Below are 22,718 nucleotides of genomic sequence, written 5' to 3'. Positions count from 1 at the left end.
CAGCGCTCTGCAGGTTGCGGCCATCAAATCAACGGCTGGAGAGGTGTAGTTGTGTTCAAAGATATATTCCAGAAGAAACGGAAGTACGCTACCATACCTTCCGAGCGTGCACTTCCCGGCGAAGGCCAGGAAGTCCTAGAACGCCCAAAACGTGAAATACCTGAAGGGCTTATGAACAAGTGCAGCAAATGCGGCACCATTCAATATAGCAAGGAATTGGAGAAAAATCTGAAAGTATGTCCTGCCTGCGGTTACCATATGCGTCTTAACGCTATGGAGCGCATTGCTATGGTACTTGATGATCAAGGATTTGTTGAGTTTGATGCCGATATGATATCGGTTGATCCACTTGGCTTTCCTGGATATAGCAACAAATTGGAACAACAACGCCTGAAATCAGGTCTTAAGGAAGCTGTAATTACGGGGGAAGGAACCATTGATGGCCTGCCTGTAGTTGTGGCTGTCATGAGCTTTGATTTCTTCACAGGCAGCATGGGTTCTGTTGTAGGGGAGAAAATTACCCGTGCCATTGAGCATGCCACAGAGAAACGGTTACCATTGATTATTTTCTCAACATCAGGTGGTGCCCGGATGCAGGAGAGTATTCTCAGCCTCATGCAAATGGCCAAAACAAGCGCAGCTTTATCCCGTTTGGATGAACAGGGCGGGCTGTACATTTCGGTCATTACGGACCCAACGACAGGTGGAGTCTCGGCAAGTTTTGCGAGCCTGGGCGATATTAATATTGCCGAACCTGGCGCTGTATTTGGTTTTGCCGGCAGAATTGTTATCGAACAGACCATCCGTCAGAAGTTACCTGATGATTTCCAGACGGCTGAATTTAATATGCAGCACGGTCAGTTGGACATGGTTGTCCACCGGAAAGAGCTTCGGGCCACTCTTGGCAAGCTCTTGGATATGCATAGTGAAAAAGGAGGGGTCTAAATGGCGGGTGAGTTGCCATATGAAGCGCCTCTGGTTGAGATGCGCAAAAAGATTGATGAACTTGTACAGTTTGGACAGGAAAAAGGCATCGACTTTACGGACGAGATTGCCCGCCTGGAAGAACGTTACCATAGACTTGAAGAAGAGATCTACACTGGCATAACAGCAGCTCAGAAAATGCACCTGGCCCGTCATCAGCAGCGCCCAACGGCGCTGGACCTGATCCAGCTGATATTTACAGACTTCATTGAGCTGCATGGTGACCGCATGTTCGGAGACGATCTTGCGGTTGTTGGTGGGCTTGCCAAGTTGAATGGAAAGACAGTAACGGTTATCGGACAACAGCGGGGGAAAGACACGAAGGATAATATCGCCCGCTTTTTCGGTAGTGCACATCCAGAAGGATTCCGAAAAGGACTTCGTCTGATGAAACAAGCGAACAAATTTGGCCGTCCTATTATTACGTTTATTGATACTAAAGGGGCGTATCCGGGTAATACTGCAGAAGAGAGAGGTCAATCGGAAGCGATTGCTCGCAACCTGATGGAGATGGCGAAGCTATCGGTTCCTGTTATTGTTGTTGTCATCGGCGAAGGTGGAAGCGGCGGTGCCCTCGCTATGGCTGTGGGTAATCGTGTGTTAATGCTGGAACATGCGATCTATTCTGCAATCTCTCCGAACGGCGCTGCTTCGATTCTCTGGAAGGATGCATCCAAGGCAGATCAGGCGGCTGAAGCAATGAAGATAACAGCCAAAGACCTGCTGGAGATGGAAGTCATTGAAGAGATTGTCCCTGAGCCACGCGGCGGTGCTCATCGGGATTATGAAGCGTCTGCTGCTTTCATCAGTGAAGCTTTGGTCCGTCATCTCGACGATATGAAGGGTTGGAGCGGTGAGCAGCTGAAACAGGATCGTTATGAGAAATTCCGTAAAATTGGATCGGTCACGTTTGAACCTCAAGCATCCATTGAAGTCCCTCAAGAGCTTGTAGAAGTCGATGTTGCGAGTAATTTGTCGGGAAATGCTGAATAATGTGACGAATTTCCTATACAAATGAGCAAAAGTATAGTAAATTTAATAGTTGGAAAAAGAAAAATAGATAAAGAGTAATACCTTTAAAATCGGAGGAAACCCAAAATGCGTAAAACGAAAATTGTATGTACCATTGGTCCATCCAGTGAATCTCTGGAGAACACCAAAAAATTGATTATGGCCGGTATGAATGTGGCCCGTCTGAACTTCTCCCACGGTGATTTCGATGAGCACGGCGGACGGATCATTGCGATTCGACAAGCATGCGAAGAGTTGAACAAAACAGTAGCGATCCTGCTGGACACCAAAGGACCGGAAATTCGGACAGGTAAACTCGAAGTTGAACCAATCGAATTGGTTCAAGACGAGTACATCACTTTGACAACAGAAGAAATTCTGGGAACCAAAGAACGTCTTTCCATTACGTATACAGATCTTCCGAATGATGTTGAACCGGGATCTACAATTCTGATCGACGACGGTCTGATCGGACTGACTGTGGTGGAAGTGCAAGGCACCGAGATCAAATGTCGTATCGTTAACGGCGGATCGATCAAAAGCAAAAAAGGTGTTAACGTTCCGGGCGTTGCCATTTCTCTGCCGGGTATCACCGAAAAAGACGCTAACGATATCGTATTTGGTATCGAACAAGGTGTCGATTTCATCGCGGCTTCTTTTGTACGTAAAGCAAGTGACGTACTTGAGATTCGTGAATTGCTTGAAAAACACAATGCTGGACATATCCAAATCATTTCCAAAATCGAAAACCAACAAGGTGTCGATAACCTCGACGAAATCCTTGAAGTGTCTGACGGCCTGATGGTTGCTCGTGGAGACCTGGGTGTTGAGATTCCTGCGGAAGAAGTACCATTGGTACAAAAACGCATGATCCAAAAATGTAATGTTGCAGGTAAACCGGTTATCACAGCTACACAAATGCTGGATTCCATGCAGCGTAACCCGCGTCCAACACGTGCGGAAGCAAGTGACGTGGCGAATGCGATCTTCGACGGTACGGACGCAATCATGTTGTCCGGTGAGACAGCTGCGGGTAAATACCCAGTTGAATCTGTTCTGACTATGTCCCGTATTGCTGAAAAAGCAGAATCTGCTCTGCCTTACCAAGAGTTGTACCTGAAACAACGTGTTGCTCAACAAACAACAGTTACAGAAGCAATCAGCCAATCGGTTGCTCTCCAAGCTCAAGATTTGAACGCAAAAGCGATCATCACTTCGACTGAATCAGGACACACTGCACGCATGATTTCCAAGTATCGTCCAGAATCTCCAATCATCGCTGTGACAACGGAAGACAGAACTTCCCGTCGTTTGGCTCTGGCTTGGGGTGTAACTCCTGTCAAAGGAAGACTGGTTGATTCCACGGATGCTTTGTTCGAAAACGCAATTGAAGGCGGCGTAAAATCCGGACTTGTTAAAGAAGGAGACCTGGTTGTGATCACAGCTGGTGTACCTTTGGGTCGTTCCGGTTCTACCAACCTGATTAAAGTAAGCCAAATTCCAAACAACGCTTAATAGCGTCTTGGATGGAGAAGCAACAGGAAAGAAGCAATGGGGCGTTCTTGTCCCGTTGCTTTTTTTCCATCTTATTGACACTTTACAACCATGTAACACGTATGAATGATAGAACGAAGGAGGCCGATAACGTGCGAGAACAGAGCAATGGTAGCTGGTATGCGGCACGTCTTCGTGTACGCTATCAAGAAAGTGACCAGATGGGCGTGGTCTACCACGCGAACTATTTGAATTGGTTTGAAATCGGTCGAACTGAGATGATTCGCCAAATGGGGTATACATATCGTAAAATAGAGGAACAGGGGTTACTGCTTCCCGTAACCGGACTGGATGTGAAGTATCACAAGCCTGCCCGATATGATGATAAGATTATCATTTTCACCCGTATTGCTGCATTCAGTGGTCTGCGACTGAACTATGAGTATGACGTAAGACGCATGTCTGAAGAACCTGATGAGCATATGGCGATTGGGGAACGGGTATGGTCAGCTGATGAATCACTCCCTGGTGAACGGCTAGTTACAGGTTCTACTCAGCATGTATGGGTGAACGGGGAATGGAAGCCAGTTCGGCTGGATAAGGCAGCCTCTGAGCTATACAGCGCGCTTGAAAAGGTGTGGCTTTCGGGAAAGGGGTAATACATCAATGCGAAAATGGATGTGGGCTTTACTCTTAATCATTCCGGTGATTGAATTATTTGGTTTTATTCTGATGAGTGACTGGATCGGAGCCGGAAAGACATTGCTTCTCATGATTCTCACGTCCTTGATTGGTATAGCAATGTTGCAGTTTGAAGGGCGAAAAGTACTTGTGGACGCTAAATCCGAGATGGAGCGTGGCAAGGTACCTGGAAGAAAAATGGTCGATGGTCTTTTTATTTTTGTCGGTGGTTTCCTGCTCTTGATTCCAGGTTTTGTGACGGATCTGATCGGGTTTACACTGGTATTTCCATTAACACGTCCGGTTTACCGTCTGTTCTTCCTGGGATGGCTGGAGAAAAAAATGAAAAGTGGAAAAATTACGTTTTATCGTCGTCCGAAATGAAACACCAGTTGTTATGCATAATGGAAAAAGGCTCCGCTCACCAGATGATTTCTGTTGAACGAAGCCTTTTTCTATTTTACCTATGTGCTTATAAGATGATGCCTCATCGGACACGTCCGTTGATGATATACGTTCTAAGGTCACGTAATACGTTAGCCCGATTGAACGCATCAAGAATCACGAGACTGACAGGGCCAATGATCAAGCCCAGAACACCAAACAACTTCAAACCCACAAACATGCCAACCAGTGTGGCGAGTGGGTCGAGCCCTACACTACTTGCAAGTACCTTCGGTTCAATAATCTGACGGGCGATCAATAAGATCAAATAGATAATACTAATGCCAATACCCAGATACAGATCCCCATTCATAAAGAGGTATGCTGCCCAAGGCACCATGACCAGACCAACACCCAGATAAGGAAGCAGATCGACCAGACCAATCATCAGAGCGATGGTGAAGGCTGAATTGACTTGCAATATAAGCAGTCCAATCATGACGAATAGTGCTGTAATCGAGATCATGATCAATTGTGCTCTTGCGTATCCGAACAGTGCCTTCTTAAGGTCAGTCCATATGTCTGATATTGGCTTGCGAATGGAAGAGGGCACCCAGCCCGATACGGTAATGCTATGCCGGGTCCAGCTTTTGCTAATGAAGAATGTAGACAATAACACAACGATTAATACCGCGCCCATGTTAGGCAGTGATGTCAGCAGACTCAGAATCATGTTGAAAAATCCGGTGACCAGATCTGTCACGGCTGTACCTACCGTTTCGGTCGTTTTACTAATATTGCTGTTGATGGTTTCCTGATAGTTGGGATTTTCCTTGTAAAATTCATTGATCTGCGCAGTCAAATTTTGAATGGTGTCATTCTGGGTCCAACGTACAAACGTGTCCTTAATCTCATCAACATGAAGATCAAAGCTTGTCGTAAGTGAAATAACTTCTTTTACCATGCGGGTAATCGCCGCAGACAGCACCACCGCAATGGCTCCAAAATAAAGGATCAATGAAAGAGTCACAGCCAGCCAGCGCGGGAATCGTGCTCGATGCTGAAGCAGTTTCACTAATGGATTCATGGCATAGGCGATAATCCAGGCAATTGCAAAAGGGTACAAAAGCGGGAACAGCAAGTATATGGCAACGGCAATCAGTACTGCCGCAATGATAACCCATAAGCCTCGGAGCAGGCGTTTCATTATTATTCTATCCAAGCATCAACTCTCCTTATTTCAATTAAGCCGACCTATGTATGATCCATGAAGCAGTATTAGAAATAGATGGCTATCTTAATTAATATAGAGCATTTACAAGGTTTTGAAACGCGGGGATGTTACCAGATCTTGTTCAAAAGCGGACTTTTGCACAAGATCTACGAGGATTCTTTCTTTTGCCTAGAGTATGCCTTAGTATTACAGAATATAGCAATAGAAAGTTCCTCATACGACAGGATTGGTTAAAAAACATTAAATGTCAACCTTGTTTTTGTAAAGGCTTTCAAAAATGCTTTATCGGTCCGATAAAGAAGTTTGATGTGCGAATGAACTCTCATCATGTTCACATAAACGACAAAATCCAGTATGATGTTATAAGTAAATACCGATTGACAGATAGGAAAACCGCAGTTTGAAATATTTGTTAATTCTAAAATGAAAATGTTTACAAAAAGAGAATAGGTGCATTTTGGCACTTATATGACACTCTGGAATGGTTCCTGATTTCGCTTATTAAAGGAGAGATGTATATGACAGCTACCAAAGGTCTGGAAGGCATCGTTGCAACAACCTCTTCGATCAGTTCTATTGTAGACGGTGTGCTCACATACCGTGGTTACGATATCGACGATTTGGCTGAACATGCCAGCTTTGAAGAAGTTGCCTATTTGTTGTGGTTTGGTAAATTGCCAACAACGGATGAACTGAAATCCCTTCGTAAAAGCCTGAGCGATTACGCGCCGATTCCGAGCGAGTTGATTGCACAAATCCAATTGTATCCGAAAAACGTCAGTACCATGGCAGCACTTCGTTCCGCTGTCTCTGCACTTGCACTGTACGACGAGCAAGCGGATGAGATGACAACGGAAGCGAATGAGAACAAAGCGGTTAAGTTGCAAGCACAGTTGCCAACGATTGTGGCAGCCATCGCCCGTATCCGTCAGGGCAAAGAACCTGTGGCTCCAAAAGAAGGCGCTTCCATCGCAGAGAACTTTTTATATATGATGACTGGTGAAGAACCATCCGAGACCGCAGTGAAAGCATTGGATCAAGCCCTTGTCCTGCATGCGGATCACGAGTTAAACGCTTCGACATTTGCAGCCCGTGTAACGGTTGCGACACTGTCGGACATCTATTCCGGTGTAACTTCCGCCATTGGCGCACTGAAGGGACCACTGCATGGCGGTGCTAATGAAGCCGTTATGAAAATGTTGAATGAGATCGGTACGCCTGATCGTCTTGAAGCGGCAATTCAGGAAAAACTGAATAATCGTGAAAAGATCATGGGCTTTGGACATCGGGTGTACAAAAACGGTGATCCACGCGCCAAACATCTACAGAAGATGTCCAAGGAACTTGGCGAGATGAACAATGATACGCGCTTGTATGATATGTCTGTGAAGATCGAGGAACTGGTAACAGGACAAAAAGGACTGAAGCCTAACGTAGACTTCTATTCTGCTTCTGTATATACCCAACTGGAGATCGAACAGGAATTGTTCACTCCGATCTTTGCTATCAGCCGGGTTTCTGGATGGACTGCGCATATTTTGGAACAGCTTGCGGACAATCGCATTATTCGTCCACGTGCGGAGTACACTGGCCCTACAGAACAGAAATACGTTTCTATTGAACTTCGCTAATAGCCGCAAAAACAGTATAATAATATAGACGAGGTGAAGGGTTGGAAAGCAGAGCGTTACTGGCTTGAGCTCTCAGGACCCTTCTCTCAACAAGACTAGTGGTATGATGAATACTGCATATACGAAACCTAGGAGGAATTTTAACTATGAAATTAGAAAAATTTGCTCACCCAACTGAAGGCGAAAAAATCCAAATTGATAACGGTACACTTCAAGTACCTAGTAATCCAATCATTCCATTTATCGAAGGTGACGGTACAGGCCGTGATATCTGGAAAGCTTCCAAACGTGTATTGGATGCAGCTGTTGAAAAAGCTTATGATGGCAACAAAAAAATCGCATGGTATGAAGTGTTTGCTGGACAAAAAGCATTCGATACATACGGTGAGTGGTTGCCGAATGATACACTGGAAGCCATTCGTGAGTATATTGTAGCGATCAAAGGCCCGTTGACTACGCCAATCGGTGGCGGTATTCGTTCCCTGAACGTAGCCCTGCGTCAAGAGCTTGACCTGTACACTTGCTTGCGTCCTGTTCGTTATTTCGACGGTGTACCTTCTCCAGTTAAACGTCCTGAGTTGGTAGACATGGTCATTTTCCGTGAGAATACGGAAGATATCTATGCAGGAATCGAGTATGCTGAAGGTTCTGAAGAAGTGAAAAAAGTGATCCAATTCCTGCAACAGGAGATGGGTGCTAACAAAATCCGTTTCCCTGAGACTTCCGGTATTGGTATCAAACCAGTTTCTTCCGAAGGTTCGAAACGTTTGGTACGTGCAGCAATTCAATACGCAATTGATCATAACCGTAAGAGTGTTACATTGGTACACAAAGGTAATATCATGAAATTTACCGAAGGTGCCTTCAAAAACTGGGGATACGAAGTGGCTGAAGAAGAGTTCGCTGACAAAGTATTCACTTGGGCACAATATGACATCATCAAAGATAACGAAGGTACAGATGCAGCGAATGCAGCACAAAAAGCCGCTGAAGATGCTGGTAAAATCATCGTAAAAGATGCGATTGCCGATATCGCTCTGCAACAAGTATTGACTCGTCCAGGCGAATTTGATGTTATCGCAACATTGAATCTGAACGGTGACTATCTGTCCGATGCACTTGCAGCGCAAGTTGGCGGAATTGGTATCGCTCCTGGAGCGAACATCAACTACGTAACAGGACATGCTATCTTCGAAGCAACTCACGGTACTGCACCTAAATACGCGGATAAAGATGTCGTGAACCCTGGTTCCGTTATTCTGTCCGGAGTAATGTTGCTTGAGCACTTGGGATGGCAAGAAGCAGCTAACCTGATCTACAAAGGTATGGAAACATCCATTAACAATAAAACAGTAACGTATGACTTTGCACGTCTGATGGACGGCGCTACTGAAGTGAAATGTTCTGAATTCGCGGATCAAATCATTAAAAACCTGTAAGGGGAGATGTGAATCTTGACTATTCAGCGCAAAAAAATCACAGTAGTCGGTGCCGGTTTTACCGGTGCTACGACCGCATTAATGCTTGCCCAAAAAGAACTCGGAGATGTTGTGCTGGTTGATATTCCTCAACTGGAGAACCCGACGAAGGGGAAAGCACTCGATATGATGGAAGCAAGTCCTGTTCAAGGATTTGACAGTCATATCGTCGGCACTTCCAACTACGAAGATACTGCAGGTTCTGAGATTGTAATCATTACCGCTGGTATCGCCCGTAAACCGGGTATGAGCCGCGACGATCTGGTCAATACGAATGCGGGTATCGTGAAGTCCGTTTGTGAAAATGTGAAAAAATATTGCCCTGATTCCATCGTCATTATTCTAAGCAACCCGGTGGATGCGATGACTTATGCTGCTTATCAGACCCTTGGTTTTCCTAAAAACCGTGTTATCGGTCAGTCAGGTGTTCTGGATACAGCACGTTATTGTACCTTCATTGCGCAAGAGCTGAACGTATCTGTTGAAGATGTTCGTGGATTCGTTCTTGGCGGCCACGGAGACGATATGGTACCCCTCGTTCGTTATTCGAGCGTGGGAGGCATTCCGATCGATACGCTGATTCCGGCTGACCGGATCGAATCCATCGTGCAGCGCACCCGTGTTGGCGGTGGTGAGATTGTGAATCTGCTCGGTAACGGCAGTGCATATTACGCACCGGCGGCTTCACTTGTTCAGATGACCGAAGCGATTTTGAAGGACAAGAAACGTATCATTCCAGTCATCGCTTATCTTGAAGGTGAATATGGCTATCATGATCTGTTCCTCGGTGTACCAACCATTCTGGGTGGTAACGGCATTGAGAAAATATTCGAACTTGACCTGACAACGGAAGAAAAAGCAGGATTGGATAAATCTGCGGATTCGGTTCGCAATGTCATTTCGGTAGTAAACCTGTAAGTTTGAAAACTTTTTGAACAGAAGCTAAAAGAAAACCTCCGGTAAACCCGGAGGTTTTCTTTTCTTTGGATAAGATCCCCAGTATAATGGGATGTGATGTATAGCACACCGAAAATGTTGAGGAGGATGAAAATTTTGACAATGATTATGTATCTTCTCCATATTATTGGAGCACTGGCGATGGGATTCTATTTGATTCTGCCATTTGTGGTCGGTAAGATCCGTACCTTGAATGCTGCAGCACAGGAGGGAGCCTTTGCATCGCTTCGTTCTTTGAACAAAGTCGCGCAGTATGGACTTGTAATCCAACTTCTTACTGGTGGTTACCTGATGACCAAAGGTGAGTATTCTCATGTCTGGATGGCTGTCGTTGTTGTTCTGCTCTTGGCTATTGCGGCTATTGGAGGAATTATGGGTAAACCGCTCCGACTCGCTGCAGAAGGTGTGAAAAACAAGCGTGATGTGGGTCCTGAGCAAAGCAAGATCCGTATGTTCAGTACACTTCTGGCTGTATTCTTGCTAATCATGGTGTACCTGATGGTGAATAATCAGGTGATCTAAGTGCGTTGTGGACGGTTAATCCACCCTACAAAGATGTATTGTTAGTCGTTGGTTAAGCGTTTGCAGAAGTAATTAGGACAAGCCGGATGATATGTAAGATGGTGTTTCGTTGAAACAAATGAAAAATAGACAGCCTCATTGGCTGTCTATTTTTTGTTATTACCAAGATGATGAAATTAGCAGTCCTCGGTTTATTTGAACTGGAACTATAGAGGGATCACTACCATTCATAAGCATGCATATTCCATCAGACACGGTCTACATTGGTTAGGTTGTACTCGCAGTATACGCATGCACTGCATTTCGACCATTGCGCTTGGATTCGTACAAGGCAGTATCAGCGTCGCGTAACAAGGACTCCAGCGAATCTGACCCTCCATTGTACTGGGCAATACCAAAGCTTGAGGTCAGTGTAATAGGCACTCCCTTAACATCCAAGGGGTCATTCAACAAGGCAACTCTCAGTTGTTCGGCAAGTTTTTCGGCTTCTTGAAGTGAGGTATTCGGAAGAGCGATCACAAACTCTTCTCCTCCATAACGGGCAAATAACATCTCAGGGCTTAAATATCGATTACAAACAGAGACCACATGAATGATGGCCTGATCGCCAACATCATGCCCGTAGGTATCGTTGATGCGTTTAAAGTAATCAATATCAAATAAAATAAATGAAACAGGTTGCGGATTAAGCTGAGCTTCACTCAAAATCTCCCGTCCTCTATGCAAAAATTGAGTGCGATTATAGATTTTGGTCAGACCATCGAAATAAGCCAGTTGTTTCAGCTGTTCTTGCAAGAAGCGTTGTTCTGTTATATCGATTAACATAATTAGACTGCCGACAGTCTGTGCATCCTTGTTATACACGTAAGATGTCCTGACCTGATAACAGACGGTCTCTCCATTTAACTGCCAGTACAGATCGGTTTGCAGTCCTTCTCTTCCGTATTCAACTGGAAACGTCTTTCCAGCAAGATTAAGCCAGATATCATCCAAGGGTTGACCTATCATGGTTGTATTAAGCTCTGGCAACATGTCACGCAGAGATCTGTTGAAATCGACCAGTCGATTGAAACTATCCAGTACAATAACACCTTCACGCATGCTCTCGAAAATACTGTCTTTGGCGATGGGGACGATGGTCAGTAGACGTGAGGATAGAATCGCCCAGATATACATGGCAGATGTGATACACATGAGAACCGGTACGGGATCCATCCCGCCAGGTGTCAAGCCAAGCAAATACAGAAAAGCTGCGACCATAGGAATAATCTGTGAAGTAATCAGTGTAAGTAATTGACGACGGTACATCTTCTTGGTGTGTTTCCATTGTCCGATTAGAATGAGGCAGGCACACAACAGACAAGAGAACGTGAATGCGCCGTGTACAACATACCATTGACCCACTGCGATATCCATCAGAGGTACGGGACTATTTTCTCTCAGCCATACTTTTTTATAAAAAAGATGATGAAAGTCATTGGTTGCAACCATAACTAAAGTAATGGAAGGGATTACAAACAATGCGGCAGTTACCTTTTTGGATAACGTTTTTCCTGTGTACTTTATCATCAACATGAGACCAAGGGATGCGGAGAAAGGCATGCCTATATACTCCACGGTGGTCCAGAACTTCATTTGCTCCAGTGTGTTGCTGGCGAGCTCAATCGCATACCCAAAAGTGTATATGGAGAGTGCTGCTGTGTAGAGAATGAATATTTTGGAACTGGGGATCTCGGATCTTCTGAAATAGGTATATAAACACAAAAAGACATTCAGCACGGCTGAAGTAGCTACGAGTGTTATATATGTATTAATATGCGATTCCATTGTCAGGTCTCCATGTTAGGTTAGAATGATTAAACCAGTAAAAATGAAAGTTAAAGCACATCAGTATACTGTACATTGTACATCAGCCCAAGCAGCATAGGAATACACTTTGTATCATGAAACAGTCTAATTTCGAATAAATTTCGAATTTTTGGAAAACAGGTATTGAAGCAAATCGATTGTTTGATGTCCAAAGATCGTGGTAAATAACGAATAGAGACAGCACACTGAGACTTGAGTTGCTGTTGATCGCAGAAGAATAATCTGGACAGTTACTGCCATCCTACAGAATGAGACTTTTTCAGAGAACGAAAGACAAGGAAGTGTGCAGTTATGTCCATGTCTTCTGTAATCCAAATATGTTCACATTTTGAGAGGAGAATGTTAGATGTCAACTACACCACAAAATCAAAAAACAATGCCGGCACAGCACCAGGATCAACGCCCCGGAATCGAATCAGAGATGCATCCCAGACCGGAATTTGAGAAGCCTGAATACAAGGCAGCAGGTAAACTTACGGGTAAGGTGGCGCTTATTACAGGGGGTGACAGCGGAATTGGACGTGCTGTTGCTGTTACGTATGCCAAGGAAGGCGCGGATGTCGCCATTGTATACCTGAGCGAGCACGAAGATGCCAAAGAAACGAAGCGTCAGGTCGAACAGGAAGGACGCAAGTGCATCTTGATTGCAGGTGACATTGGTGATGATGCCTTTGCGAAGAAATCGGTTCAGCAGACAGTAGATGAACTGGGCAAACTGGACATTGTCGTGAATAACGCAGCAGAACAGCATCCACAGCAGAAACTGGAGGATATTACACCAGAACAACTGGAGCGAACATTCCGTACCAATATCTTCGGCATGTTCTATGTGACGCAGGCAGCCCTGCCACATCTGAAGAAAGGCAGTACGATTATTAATACAACCTCCATCACAGCTTATCGTGGCAGCCCAACACTGCTTGACTATTCATCTACCAAAGGAGCAATCACTTCGTTTACACGTTCGCTATCGATGAATGTGATTGAGAAGGGAATTCGTGTCAATGCTGTTGCACCAGGGCCGATCTGGACACCGCTCATTCCATCCACATTTGATGAGAAAAAAGTAAGTGAGTTTGGTGCAACCCAGCCGATGAAACGTCCGGGGCAACCGGATGAACTGGCTCCCGCATATGTGTATCTGGCTTCGGATGACTCATCGTATGTGAGTGGACAGGTGATACATGTGAACGGCGGCGAAGTGGTGAACGGGTAATTCTTTAAGAACGTTTAGACTCAGGATAGGATTAATTTGATTATATAGAGAGACGGATCGCATTCAGCATGGCTGAGCGGTGCGTCTTTTTCATATCAGGGGAATGTGCAAGTTTAAGATGCGGTTAGCAGCTGTTTACAAAAGTCTGCATCTGCGTTGATACATATATGATATTGTACGAATAGCCTGGCTGACTGGAATCTCCCTAATCTGTGATATGATAGATCGAGCAATTATACTCGGAGGGATAAGTCATATGAAAATGAGCAAACAGAATGCAGCGCATTATATATGGGGTGGACAGTGCGATGGCTGGCACCTTGTTCAAAACGATAAATTGAGCATCATTCATGAGCGAATGCCTGCAGGAACGGCTGAAACACGACATTACCATTCGGTAAGCCGGCAGTTTTTTTTCATCCTCAGCGGTGAAGCATGTATGGAACTTAATGGTGAAATGTTCGTGCTGGAAACCCATGAAGGAATAGAGATTGCCCCCGGAATACCGCATCAAATGATGAATCGCAGCAACGAAGAAGTGGAGTTTCTCGTTATTTCCAATCCAGGCACCCGTGGGGACCGAATTGAACTGGATTCAAGGTAGAGCAAGACATAAGATGTTAATCTGATTATAAAGGAAGAGATAGATGAGACCGTTTCGAATTCGCCTTGCCATCATTATGATGGTGCTGATCGGTGTATCCGTCATTGTGGCTGGATATACGATGGGCAGAGTGTTTAAGACTACGCATATAACCGCATTAGAGCAAACCATGGTGCGCGAGATTAATTTGCTCAAAGCCACTTTTCCATTCCATGATGCAAGTGATCCAACCTCGGAAGCCACACGAAAGTATTATTCAGATCGAGCGCTGGAACTGGATCGACTGACGGATTCCCGTGTAACCTTCATCAATAAAGACGGCATGGTCATTGGAGATTCCGAGAGTGATCCGGCATCCATGGATAATCACTTGAACCGTGAGGAGATTAAGGGTGCCGTCGGAGATGGATACGGGCAATCCATACGTTACAGTGAGACATTGGGACAAGACATGCTGTATGTAGCGCTACCTGTGAATTCGGATCAAAGTGACATGATTGAAATGCCCAGCGGCAAATTTGATGGCTACATCCGCCTTTCGATGAGTCTGCATGCGGTAGATCAGGGCCTCCAGCGTGGTTGGATGATTATGTTTGCTGCACTTGGACTATTGTTCTTAATTGTCGCGTTTGTCAGTTATCGGGTTGCACGCGGACTAACCTCCCCGATCGAGCATATTACAAAAGTAGCTCATCGTATCACCAAGCTGGAATACGATGCCAGAGTTGATGTAACGCGTAGAGATGAGATCGGACAGTTGGGGCTTGCGATCAACGGAATGGCAGACAGCTTGCAGTCCCAGCTGAAGACGATTCGTGACAATGAAGCGTTGCTACAGAGTGTCCTTGCTAACATGACTGGAGGCATTGTCATGATCGATGCAGGGCAGTCCATTGCATTGGTTAATCGGGAAGCGGAGCGTATGCTTGGTATTCAGGCAGGAAAGGTTACGAGTAAGCCTTATACTGAATTGAAGAGACACTACGAATTAACACGTACCATTGAAGAGAGTGTTGCATTGAAAGAACGGATGCATGAAGAAGTGAGTGTGTTCAACCCGGAGGAAAAACTGATTCGTATTGATGGAGTACCGATGTCCGAAGATGATGGTAGTTATCGAGGCATGTTGTTCCTGTTGCAGGACGTGACGGCGATTCGCCGATTGGAGTCAATGCGCAGTGAGTTTGTTGCAAATGTCTCTCATGAGCTTAAGACACCAGTCGCTGCGGTCAAAGGGTTTGCCGAAACGTTGCTCAGTGGGGGGGTACAGGATAAGGAAACAGAGCGATCATTCCTGAAAATCATCTATGATGAAGGAGATCGACTTAACCGATTGATTGGGGATATCCTGGAGTTATCCAAAATTGAATCGAAACGGGCACCGTTGCAATGCTCTCCTGTTCATGTACACTCTTTCTTTGAAATGGTGCTGGGCACCTTGTCCAAGGTGGCGGAGAAAAAACAGATTCGTCTGGAAATGCATGTTCCGGAGGAGTTGTACATTGAAGCAGATGAGGACAAGATGAAGCAAATCTTCATCAATCTGTTATCCAACGGAATCAACTATACCCCCGATGGTGGACGAGTGAAGTTACAGGTGACGATGGATAACGACGATGAAGTGGTCTTTGCGGTGTCGGATACAGGAATTGGCATACCGAAAAAAGATTTGCCGCGAATTTTCGAACGGTTCTATCGTGTTGATAAAGGCAGATCCCGTAATTCAGGGGGCACGGGCCTTGGGCTTTCCATCGTTAAACATCTGGTAGAATTGCATCATGGCAAATTGGCTGTAGAGAGTGAACTGGGCATGGGGACAACGTTCCGTGTGATCCTTCCATTCATTCAGGAAGAAGAGATGTAGGCGTCTGGTATCAAAATGTAAAAAGGTTGTATTGTTTTACACCGCGTTAACAAATTAGTGCTATGATAGAAAAAGTGTTGTGGCAACAGACAACCTATGAAGAGAGAAGGGGTATCATGGCACAGCGTTTACTAGTTATTGAAGATGAACCTACATTATCAAGATTACTCACGTATAACCTGACACAGGAAGGTTACGACGTTACGGCAGAGGATCACGGATCTGCAGGATATGATCGGGCCTTGTCCCAGGAATTTGATCTAATTTTGCTGGATCTGATGCTTCCGGGCATGAATGGTCTGGACATTCTGAACAAGTTAAGAATACAGGGTGTCAGTACACCTGTTATCATTCTGACGGCCAAGAACGGTGAAGCCGAGGTTGTACAGGGACTGAAATCGGGTGCCGATGATTATATTACCAAACCGTTTGGTGTATCTGAGTTATTAGCCCGAGTGGATGCGGTATTAAGACGTTATTCCAATGGCGAAGATTTACCACAGCTTGAGGACAAAGACGGCTCACGAATTATTCTGGGAGAGCTGGAGATTTACCCTTTGAAATATGAAGTGACACTGGGTGGACAATCCATCAGTCTGCGTCCGAAAGAGTTCGAAGTACTTCTATATTTGGCTAAAAAGCCGGGTGTGGTACTGACAAGGGATGATCTGATGAACGCTGTGTGGGGCTTTGATTATATTGGAGGTCAACGAACCGTGGATGTTCACGTCAGCTCATTACGTAAAAAGCTGGAGCTGGACCCGGAATCGGTTCATATTGATTCCATTCGTGGTGTAGGTTATAAATTGGTTGTCAAAAGAAAAACTCCCCATCATTCAAGTTAGCAATGATCGGGGAGTTTTATTTTACGTTCTTTTAACATAAAGGAAGATTTTTCTTTACGTAGAGGGAGTAGCATGGACTTATCTGAGTGATACTTTGTACCTACATAACCCACCTCAAGACGGAGGTATTACGTAAAGGAGATTGCGCATTTATGCCCATGTTGCTCGAAGTGAAACCTGACCAGCCTCATGTTGTTTTACATAATGAAGATATAGCGACACCCGAACAGCAGCATCATGAAGTAACGGTAGGTGCTGAAGAACCTGTAATCCATTTGCATGACTATTATCGGCAGGTACCTGTCGCCGGGGTCCATACGACCTGTGGAGAAGCTGCTACGATGATGAATCAGGATCAGGAGCACCCATGTATCGTATTGTGTGATGAGCAGATGAAACCTACTGGATTGTTAATGCGAGAGACGTTATATCGGATGTTAAACGGCCGTTTTGCCGCAGATCTATTCTACCGTAAGCCGGTCATACAAGTAGTGAATACATCTCCGGTTATAGCAGATATTCATATGGAAGCCTCAACAATTATTGATATCGCACTTGGACGGGATGAACAGCATTTCTACGATTGTCTGCTGGTTACGGAACAAGGCAGACTGCTTGGTGTGCTGACGATGCGTGACGTAATGTCGCTCTCCCGCAGATTGCAACAGGCTTCTTCGGCAGAACGGGTACGTACGGTGTCCGAGAGCAGGCAGGAGATATCCAGAATCAACGAGGCGGTCAACAAGCTGGTTCATGCTGCTAATGAGACCGTTCAAGAGGCCCGTGAGATCATGGCATTGTCCAAGCAGGGCGAAGAGAGTTTGAAACACGTTGATGCTTCCTATAACCGGGTACATCAGCATATGGAGAGTCAAGGTCAACATGCGGATCACATGCTGAATTCGATCAAAACAGGCTCAGGCATGGCACAATCCATTCGCTCCCTGGCAGATCAGAGTGGTCTCCTTGCCCTGAATGCTTCCATCGAAGCAGCTCATGCCGGTGAATATGGACGAGGTTTTCAGATTGTTGCAGGTGAGATTCGAGCGCTCGCAAAACAGACCCGTGAGGTTGCGGGGAACATGTCTTCATTGTTAGAGAATGTTGGTGGATTGACCCTTCAGACTGTTGAACTGGTTAAGGCAAGCGGAGCGGAGATTGACGACAGTTCGGTGCATGTCACCGCAGGGGGAGCAACGTTCCGACAATTGAACAGTGCAGTGAGAGAGTTGTCTCGTATAGCAGAAGAGATCGCCATGGAAGGCGGGAAAGCTGGAGAAGTGGCAGAGCACATTCGTACGAAGCTGGATGAGATGGTTTCGAATGGTGAGTAAACTATAAGGCAGTCAATAAGGCAGGCATCAGCAATCTGATTGATCCATCAAGCAGATCATGAAGGTTAAGGATGTCTTTTTTACATTCCGTTAACATGAAAGTGATACTGTTTTTACAATGAAAGGGTAGGATATTAAAGATGGCCGAGCAGCGATGAAAGATTATCAGTATCGGTCTCAACGTAAAGGGAGTTTTAGTGTCCCTGCAGCGAAGGAGAAGTGAACATCCATGAAGGACCTCATTCACATTGAAAATCTTAATTTATATTATGATACGCATCACGCGCTTAAAAATATATCGATGGATCTGCCGGAAAAAACCGTTACTGCGTTCATTGGGCCGTCAGGTTGTGGTAAATCGACATTGCTTCGCACGTTAAACCGGATGAATGACATGATTCCGGGTGTTCGTGTGGAAGGACAGGTTATGCTGAGTGGCTCCGATATCTACAGTAACGAGATTGAAGTGGAGACACTGCGCAAACGAGTTGGTATGGTGTTCCAACAACCGAATCCTTTTCCAAAATCCATATACGATAACGTGGCTTATGGACCGCGCTTGCACGGGGTAACCCAAAAGGCTGAACTGGATCAGTTGGTGGAACAAAGTCTTGTCCATGCTGCCCTATGGGATGAAGTGAAGGATGTATTGAAAAAGTCGGCACTTAGTTTGTCTGGCGGACAACAACAGCGTCTCTGTATTGCGCGGGCGCTGGCTGTACAGCCTGACGTTCTGCTGATGGATGAAGCAACGTCTGCACTCGACCCGATCTCCACATTGAAGATTGAGGAGCTGGTGAAGGAATTGCATCACAAGTATACGATCGTTATGGTTACCCACAATATGCACCAGGCGGCACGGGTATCTGGACGCACGGTATTTTTCCTGAATGGTGAAGTGGTGGAGGCAGCTGATACGGAGACGTTATTCTCCACACCGCAAGATTCCCGGACCGAGGATTATATATCTGGAAGGTTCGGTTAAGCGAGCTGAATTGGAATGATCCCGGCATACCCGGAGATGATGGATAAGGAGGACATGAAATCTATGATTCGCAGAAAAGAATTTGATCAGGAGCTTGAAGAGCTGCGTACCTTGCTCAAACAAATGGGTGAACATGTAGGAGCAGCATTGGATGGTGCTATTGAGAGTTTACAAACGATGAACGCGGAGAAAGCTCAGGTCATCATCAAGAATGATGCGAATCTGAATGCCCTTGAAGACAAAATTATGGAACTTGGCTCCAAACTGATCATCACACAACAGCCGGTGGCGAAGGATCTCAGACGTATTATCGTGGCATTCAAAATTTCCAGTGATCTGGAGCGTATGGGAGATCTTGCGCTCGATGTGGCGAAGGTGACACTCCGGATGGATGGACAGAAGCTGATTAAACCTCTGGTGGATATCCCGCAAATGGCAGAAATCGTGAAATCCATGATTGATGAATCCATCGAATCTTTCCTGAAAGAAAACACAGATCTGGCCTATAAAATGGCTCAAACGGACGATCAGGTCGATCAACTGTACAGCCACATGATCAGTGATCTCTACACGTTAATGACAGAGCACCCGAATCAGGCTTCACAGGCTATGCTGCTGATGATGGTTGGACGTTACATTGAACGGATTGGCGATCATGCAACCAACATTGGTGAGAGCACGGTGTACCTGGTGACAGGTAAACGTCCGGATCTGAATCAATAGAAGAGTATTGCTTTGGAATTGGGGAATCAGTGCTGATTAAGTAATGCAATCATATGAATGGAAAAGGACTTTCTCTCAGGTAGGCTGTGTACAGCTGTCTGTGGAGAAGGTTCTTTTTTGCGATTAAATGTGAAGTGAGAGGGGCTATTCTTTTTGATGTGACAGGTGGGTATGGTATCATGAGAGTAGATGTAATCTGAAGAGGTTGACCATATAATACGCGAGGTGCTGGAATGGACAAGTTTATTCTCATAGATGGAAATAGCATTATTTACAGGGCGTTTTTTGCAATGCCGCCTCTGACCAACTCGAAAGGTCTGCATACCAATGCGGTATATGGCTTCACTACGATGCTGCTGAGACTGCTTGAAGAGCATAAGCCTACACATGTCATGGTTGCATTTGATGCAGGCAAAATCACATTCCGCCACGAAGGGTATCAGGAATACAAGGGTGGTCGGGAGAAAACACCACCAGAGTTGTCAGAGCAATTCCCTTTGCTCAAAGAACTGCTGAAAGGACTTGGCATCGCTCAGTTTGAGCTGGCTGGATTCGAAGCGGATGATATCATCGGAACGTTAACCAAACGCGCAGATGAAGCGGGCAGACAGGTGCTCGTTGTATCGGGTGACAAAGATATGTTGCAGCTCGCCTCCGAAAATGTACATATCGGGCTGACGCGCAAAGGGGTAACCGATATTGAGTTGTATGATCCTGCTCAGATTAAAGAGCGTTATGGTCTGACGCCGCTGCAAATCATTGATCTCAAGGGCCTGATGGGCGATGCGTCCGATAATATTCCGGGTATTCCCGGGGTCGGAGAGAAAACAGCGTTGAAGCTGCTGCACCAGTTCGGATCGGTAGAAGATGTGCTGAATGGCACAAGTGAACTGAAAGGCAAAATGAAAGAAAAGATCGAGGCCCATGCCGAAGATGCCCGGATGAGCAAACAACTCGCGACGATTCACCGGGAAGTTCCGCTGGAGCAGACGTGGGAGGATATGCAATTTGCGGGATTAAAAGAAGAACATGCTGGCCCTGCATTGGCGAAGCTGGAATTCAAATCCTTGCTCGAACGCCTGTCGTTCAGTGGCAGCATTGGTTCTGAACAGGAAGCGGTCCCTGCTGCCGAGGTGGAGTCTTCCATAGCAACAGAGGACAACATCAGTGAGCTGTTCAGTTCACTGGATTCCATTGATGTCCTCCATGTGGAGACACATGGGGATAACCCGCACCAAGCGAAATTGATTGGACTAGCAGTGGGTTCTGCTGGAACATATACGTTCATATCTCCCGAATTGCTTCATTCTGAAGCTGCGGCTCCAGTGCGGGCATGGCTTGGTAATTCAGACCAGCCGAAGCGCGGATATGATCTTCATCGCGTAGACCTGGCCCTTCATGCACATGGCATTGAATTTGCTGGTGCGTCATTTGATGTACAACTGGCTGCATATTTGCTTGATCCAACGGAATCCAACCAGACGATTAGTGGACTTACGACCAAGTATGGTCTGCCGTCACTTGTGGAGGATGACACGGTTATGGGCAAAGGGGCCAAGTACAAGGTACCCGAAGCAGCTGTGCTGGGCGATTTCCTCTGCCGGAAAGCTGCTGCCGTGGCAGCGATTATTCCGCTTCAGGAACAGGCGCTGGAGGGCGATGAGATGAACTCACTTTTCCACGAGCTGGAGATGCCGTTGTCGCGTATTCTGGCAGATATGGAGAAGCAGGGGATTAAGGCTAACACAGCCGATCTGCAGGCGCTGGGAAGTGAATTTGAAGAGCATATCAGCAGACTCATGGCTGAAATCTACAAGTTGTCAGGGACAGAATTCAATCTGAATTCACCGAAGCAACTGGGTGAGATTTTATTCGATAGATTGGGCTTGCCAGTGGTGAAAAAAACAAAAACGGGTTATTCCACAGATGCGGAAGTATTGGAGAAACTGGCTCCTTATAATGATGTGGTCAAGCATATTTTGCAATATCGTCAGCTTGCCAAGCTGCAATCCACTTATGTGGAAGGATTACTCAAAGAGATATCCGATCGGGATGGCAAGGTGCATACGTATTATCGTCAGACCATTGCTGCAACGGGACGACTTAGCAGTCAATTCCCGAACTTGCAGAACATTCCGATTCGGATGGAAGAAGGTCGCAAAATCCGGAAGGTATTTGTTCCTTCCGAACCCGGATGGTCCATTTTGGCAGCAGACTATTCCCAGATTGAACTTCGTGTACTGGCCCACATTTCGGACGATGAGCGCCTGAAGGAAGCATTTGTCAATGATATGGATATTCATACAAAGACCGCTTCGGATGTATTCGGCGTGAAGCCTGAGGATGTGGATGGGGATATGCGTCGTTCCGCCAAGGCAGTTAACTTTGGTATCGTGTATGGAATAAGTGATTATGGTTTATCACAGAACCTGCATATTACACGTAAAGAGGCTGCGCAGTTTATTGATCAGTATTTTGAAGTATTCCAGGGTGTCCGCCGATATATGGATGACATTGTGAAGGAAGCTCGTCAGGATGGTTATGTCAAAACGTTGTTGGAACGACGTCGTTACCTGCCAGAGATTAATGCCAGTAACTTCAATCTGCGTTCCTTCGCAGAGCGTACGGCGATGAATACACCGATTCAGGGAACAGCGGCAGATATCATCAAGCTGGCCATGGTACAGATGGATGAAGCGCTGCGGGAACGCAAGTTGAAGAGCCGTATGTTGCTTCAGGTGCACGATGAACTTGTATTCGAAGTGCCTGCGGATGAATTGGAACTGATGAAAGAGTTAGTGCCTTCTGTTATGGAAAAAGCATTGGAACTGTCGGTTCCGCTGAAAGCCGAAGTCAGCTTTGGGGATAACTGGTACGAAGCGAAATAAATCAAGTGCCGCGC

General features: G+C 45.8%; 19 protein-coding genes. 17 read left to right on the top strand and 2 right to left on the bottom strand.

Features of this window, described 5'->3' with window-relative positions:
- Positions 1 to 51: 51 nt before the first annotated feature.
- The 5 genes from accD (at position 52) to FE296_RS16670 (ending at position 4,554) form a co-directional block, all read left to right on the top strand.
- The gene (gene accD / locus FE296_RS16690) at positions 52 to 945 is read left to right on the top strand and encodes an acetyl-CoA carboxylase, carboxyltransferase subunit beta (RefSeq protein ID WP_036609844.1); all 894 of its coding nucleotides are present in this window, start codon (positions 52 to 54) and stop codon (positions 943 to 945) included.
- On the top strand, positions 946 to 1,977 hold the full coding sequence (locus FE296_RS16685) for an acetyl-CoA carboxylase carboxyltransferase subunit alpha (RefSeq protein ID WP_150365729.1): 1,032 nt from the start codon (positions 946 to 948) through the stop codon (positions 1,975 to 1,977).
- 105 nt (positions 1,978 to 2,082) lie between these two features.
- Positions 2,083 to 3,510 (top strand): pyruvate kinase, encoded by a 1,428-nt coding sequence (pyk, locus tag FE296_RS16680; protein WP_017689492.1) that lies wholly within the window; start codon positions 2,083 to 2,085, stop codon positions 3,508 to 3,510.
- Positions 3,511 to 3,641: 131 nt separating this feature from the next.
- Positions 3,642 to 4,148, top strand: coding sequence for an acyl-CoA thioesterase (locus FE296_RS16675; RefSeq protein WP_190945301.1), 507 nt, complete (start codon positions 3,642 to 3,644; stop codon positions 4,146 to 4,148).
- A gap of 7 nt (positions 4,149 to 4,155) precedes the next feature.
- A complete protein-coding gene (locus FE296_RS16670; protein ID WP_036609835.1) occupies positions 4,156 to 4,554 on the top strand; it encodes an FxsA family protein in 399 nt (132 codons plus the stop codon).
- 103 nt (positions 4,555 to 4,657) lie between these two features.
- Here the strand turns inward: FE296_RS16670 and ytvI are convergent, their stop codons facing one another.
- A complete protein-coding gene (gene ytvI / locus FE296_RS16665) occupies positions 4,658 to 5,776 on the bottom strand; it encodes a sporulation integral membrane protein YtvI (RefSeq protein ID WP_124113828.1) in 1,119 nt (372 codons plus the stop codon).
- Positions 5,777 to 6,306: 530 nt separating this feature from the next.
- On the opposite strand from ytvI, the gene citZ reads away from it, so the two are divergent.
- The 4 genes from citZ to FE296_RS16645 all read left to right on the top strand — a co-directional run bounded on the left by citZ (position 6,307) and on the right by FE296_RS16645 (position 10,376).
- Positions 6,307 to 7,419: a citrate synthase gene (gene citZ / locus FE296_RS16660; protein ID WP_017689488.1), complete on the top strand. Its 1,113-nt coding sequence runs from the start codon at positions 6,307 to 6,309 to the stop codon at positions 7,417 to 7,419.
- Between the two features lie 146 nt (positions 7,420 to 7,565).
- Positions 7,566 to 8,858, top strand: coding sequence for an NADP-dependent isocitrate dehydrogenase (gene icd, locus FE296_RS16655; RefSeq protein WP_076330335.1), 1,293 nt, complete (start codon positions 7,566 to 7,568; stop codon positions 8,856 to 8,858).
- Positions 8,859 to 8,873: 15 nt separating this feature from the next.
- Entirely contained in the window at positions 8,874 to 9,815 is a 942-nt protein-coding gene (gene mdh / locus FE296_RS16650) for a malate dehydrogenase (RefSeq protein ID WP_150365727.1), read from the top strand.
- A gap of 135 nt (positions 9,816 to 9,950) precedes the next feature.
- Positions 9,951 to 10,376: a hypothetical protein gene (locus tag FE296_RS16645; protein ID WP_124113831.1), complete on the top strand. Its 426-nt coding sequence runs from the start codon at positions 9,951 to 9,953 to the stop codon at positions 10,374 to 10,376.
- A 267-nt stretch (positions 10,377 to 10,643) separates the two neighbouring features.
- On the opposite strand, the gene FE296_RS16640 is transcribed toward FE296_RS16645, so the two are convergent.
- The gene (locus FE296_RS16640; RefSeq protein ID WP_150365726.1) at positions 10,644 to 12,203 is read right to left on the bottom strand and encodes a histidine kinase N-terminal 7TM domain-containing diguanylate cyclase; all 1,560 of its coding nucleotides are present in this window, start codon (positions 12,201 to 12,203) and stop codon (positions 10,644 to 10,646) included.
- Between the two features lie 388 nt (positions 12,204 to 12,591).
- Here FE296_RS16640 and FE296_RS16635 point away from each other — a divergent pair, with 388 nt between their 5' ends.
- The 8 genes from FE296_RS16635 (at position 12,592) to polA (ending at position 22,704) form a co-directional block, all read left to right on the top strand.
- Positions 12,592 to 13,461, top strand: coding sequence for an SDR family oxidoreductase (locus tag FE296_RS16635; protein ID WP_150365725.1), 870 nt, complete (start codon positions 12,592 to 12,594; stop codon positions 13,459 to 13,461).
- A 256-nt stretch (positions 13,462 to 13,717) separates the two neighbouring features.
- Positions 13,718 to 14,065, top strand: coding sequence for a cupin domain-containing protein (locus FE296_RS16630; protein WP_150365724.1), 348 nt, complete (start codon positions 13,718 to 13,720; stop codon positions 14,063 to 14,065).
- 43 nt (positions 14,066 to 14,108) lie between these two features.
- Entirely contained in the window at positions 14,109 to 15,929 is a 1,821-nt protein-coding gene (gene pnpS / locus FE296_RS16625) for a two-component system histidine kinase PnpS (protein ID WP_124113835.1), read from the top strand.
- 116 nt (positions 15,930 to 16,045) lie between these two features.
- A complete protein-coding gene (locus FE296_RS16620) occupies positions 16,046 to 16,774 on the top strand; it encodes a response regulator transcription factor (protein WP_091032528.1) in 729 nt (242 codons plus the stop codon).
- A 152-nt stretch (positions 16,775 to 16,926) separates the two neighbouring features.
- Positions 16,927 to 18,108: a methyl-accepting chemotaxis protein gene (locus FE296_RS16615; RefSeq protein WP_150365723.1), complete on the top strand. Its 1,182-nt coding sequence runs from the start codon at positions 16,927 to 16,929 to the stop codon at positions 18,106 to 18,108.
- 229 nt (positions 18,109 to 18,337) lie between these two features.
- Entirely contained in the window at positions 18,338 to 19,093 is a 756-nt protein-coding gene (gene pstB / locus FE296_RS16610) for a phosphate ABC transporter ATP-binding protein PstB (RefSeq protein ID WP_076209092.1), read from the top strand.
- Between the two features lie 63 nt (positions 19,094 to 19,156).
- Positions 19,157 to 19,816 (top strand): phosphate signaling complex protein PhoU, encoded by a 660-nt coding sequence (phoU, locus tag FE296_RS16605; RefSeq protein WP_017689478.1) that lies wholly within the window; start codon positions 19,157 to 19,159, stop codon positions 19,814 to 19,816.
- Positions 19,817 to 20,049: 233 nt separating this feature from the next.
- Entirely contained in the window at positions 20,050 to 22,704 is a 2,655-nt protein-coding gene (polA, locus tag FE296_RS16600; RefSeq protein WP_150365722.1) for a DNA polymerase I, read from the top strand.
- The last annotated feature ends 14 nt before the right edge of the window (positions 22,705 to 22,718 follow it).

The organism is Paenibacillus sp. UASWS1643 (genome assembly GCF_008693195.1).
Classification (GTDB): Bacteria; Bacillota; Bacilli; order Paenibacillales; family Paenibacillaceae; genus Paenibacillus; species Paenibacillus amylolyticus_B.
This window is presented reverse-complemented; position numbering and strand designations above follow the sequence as displayed.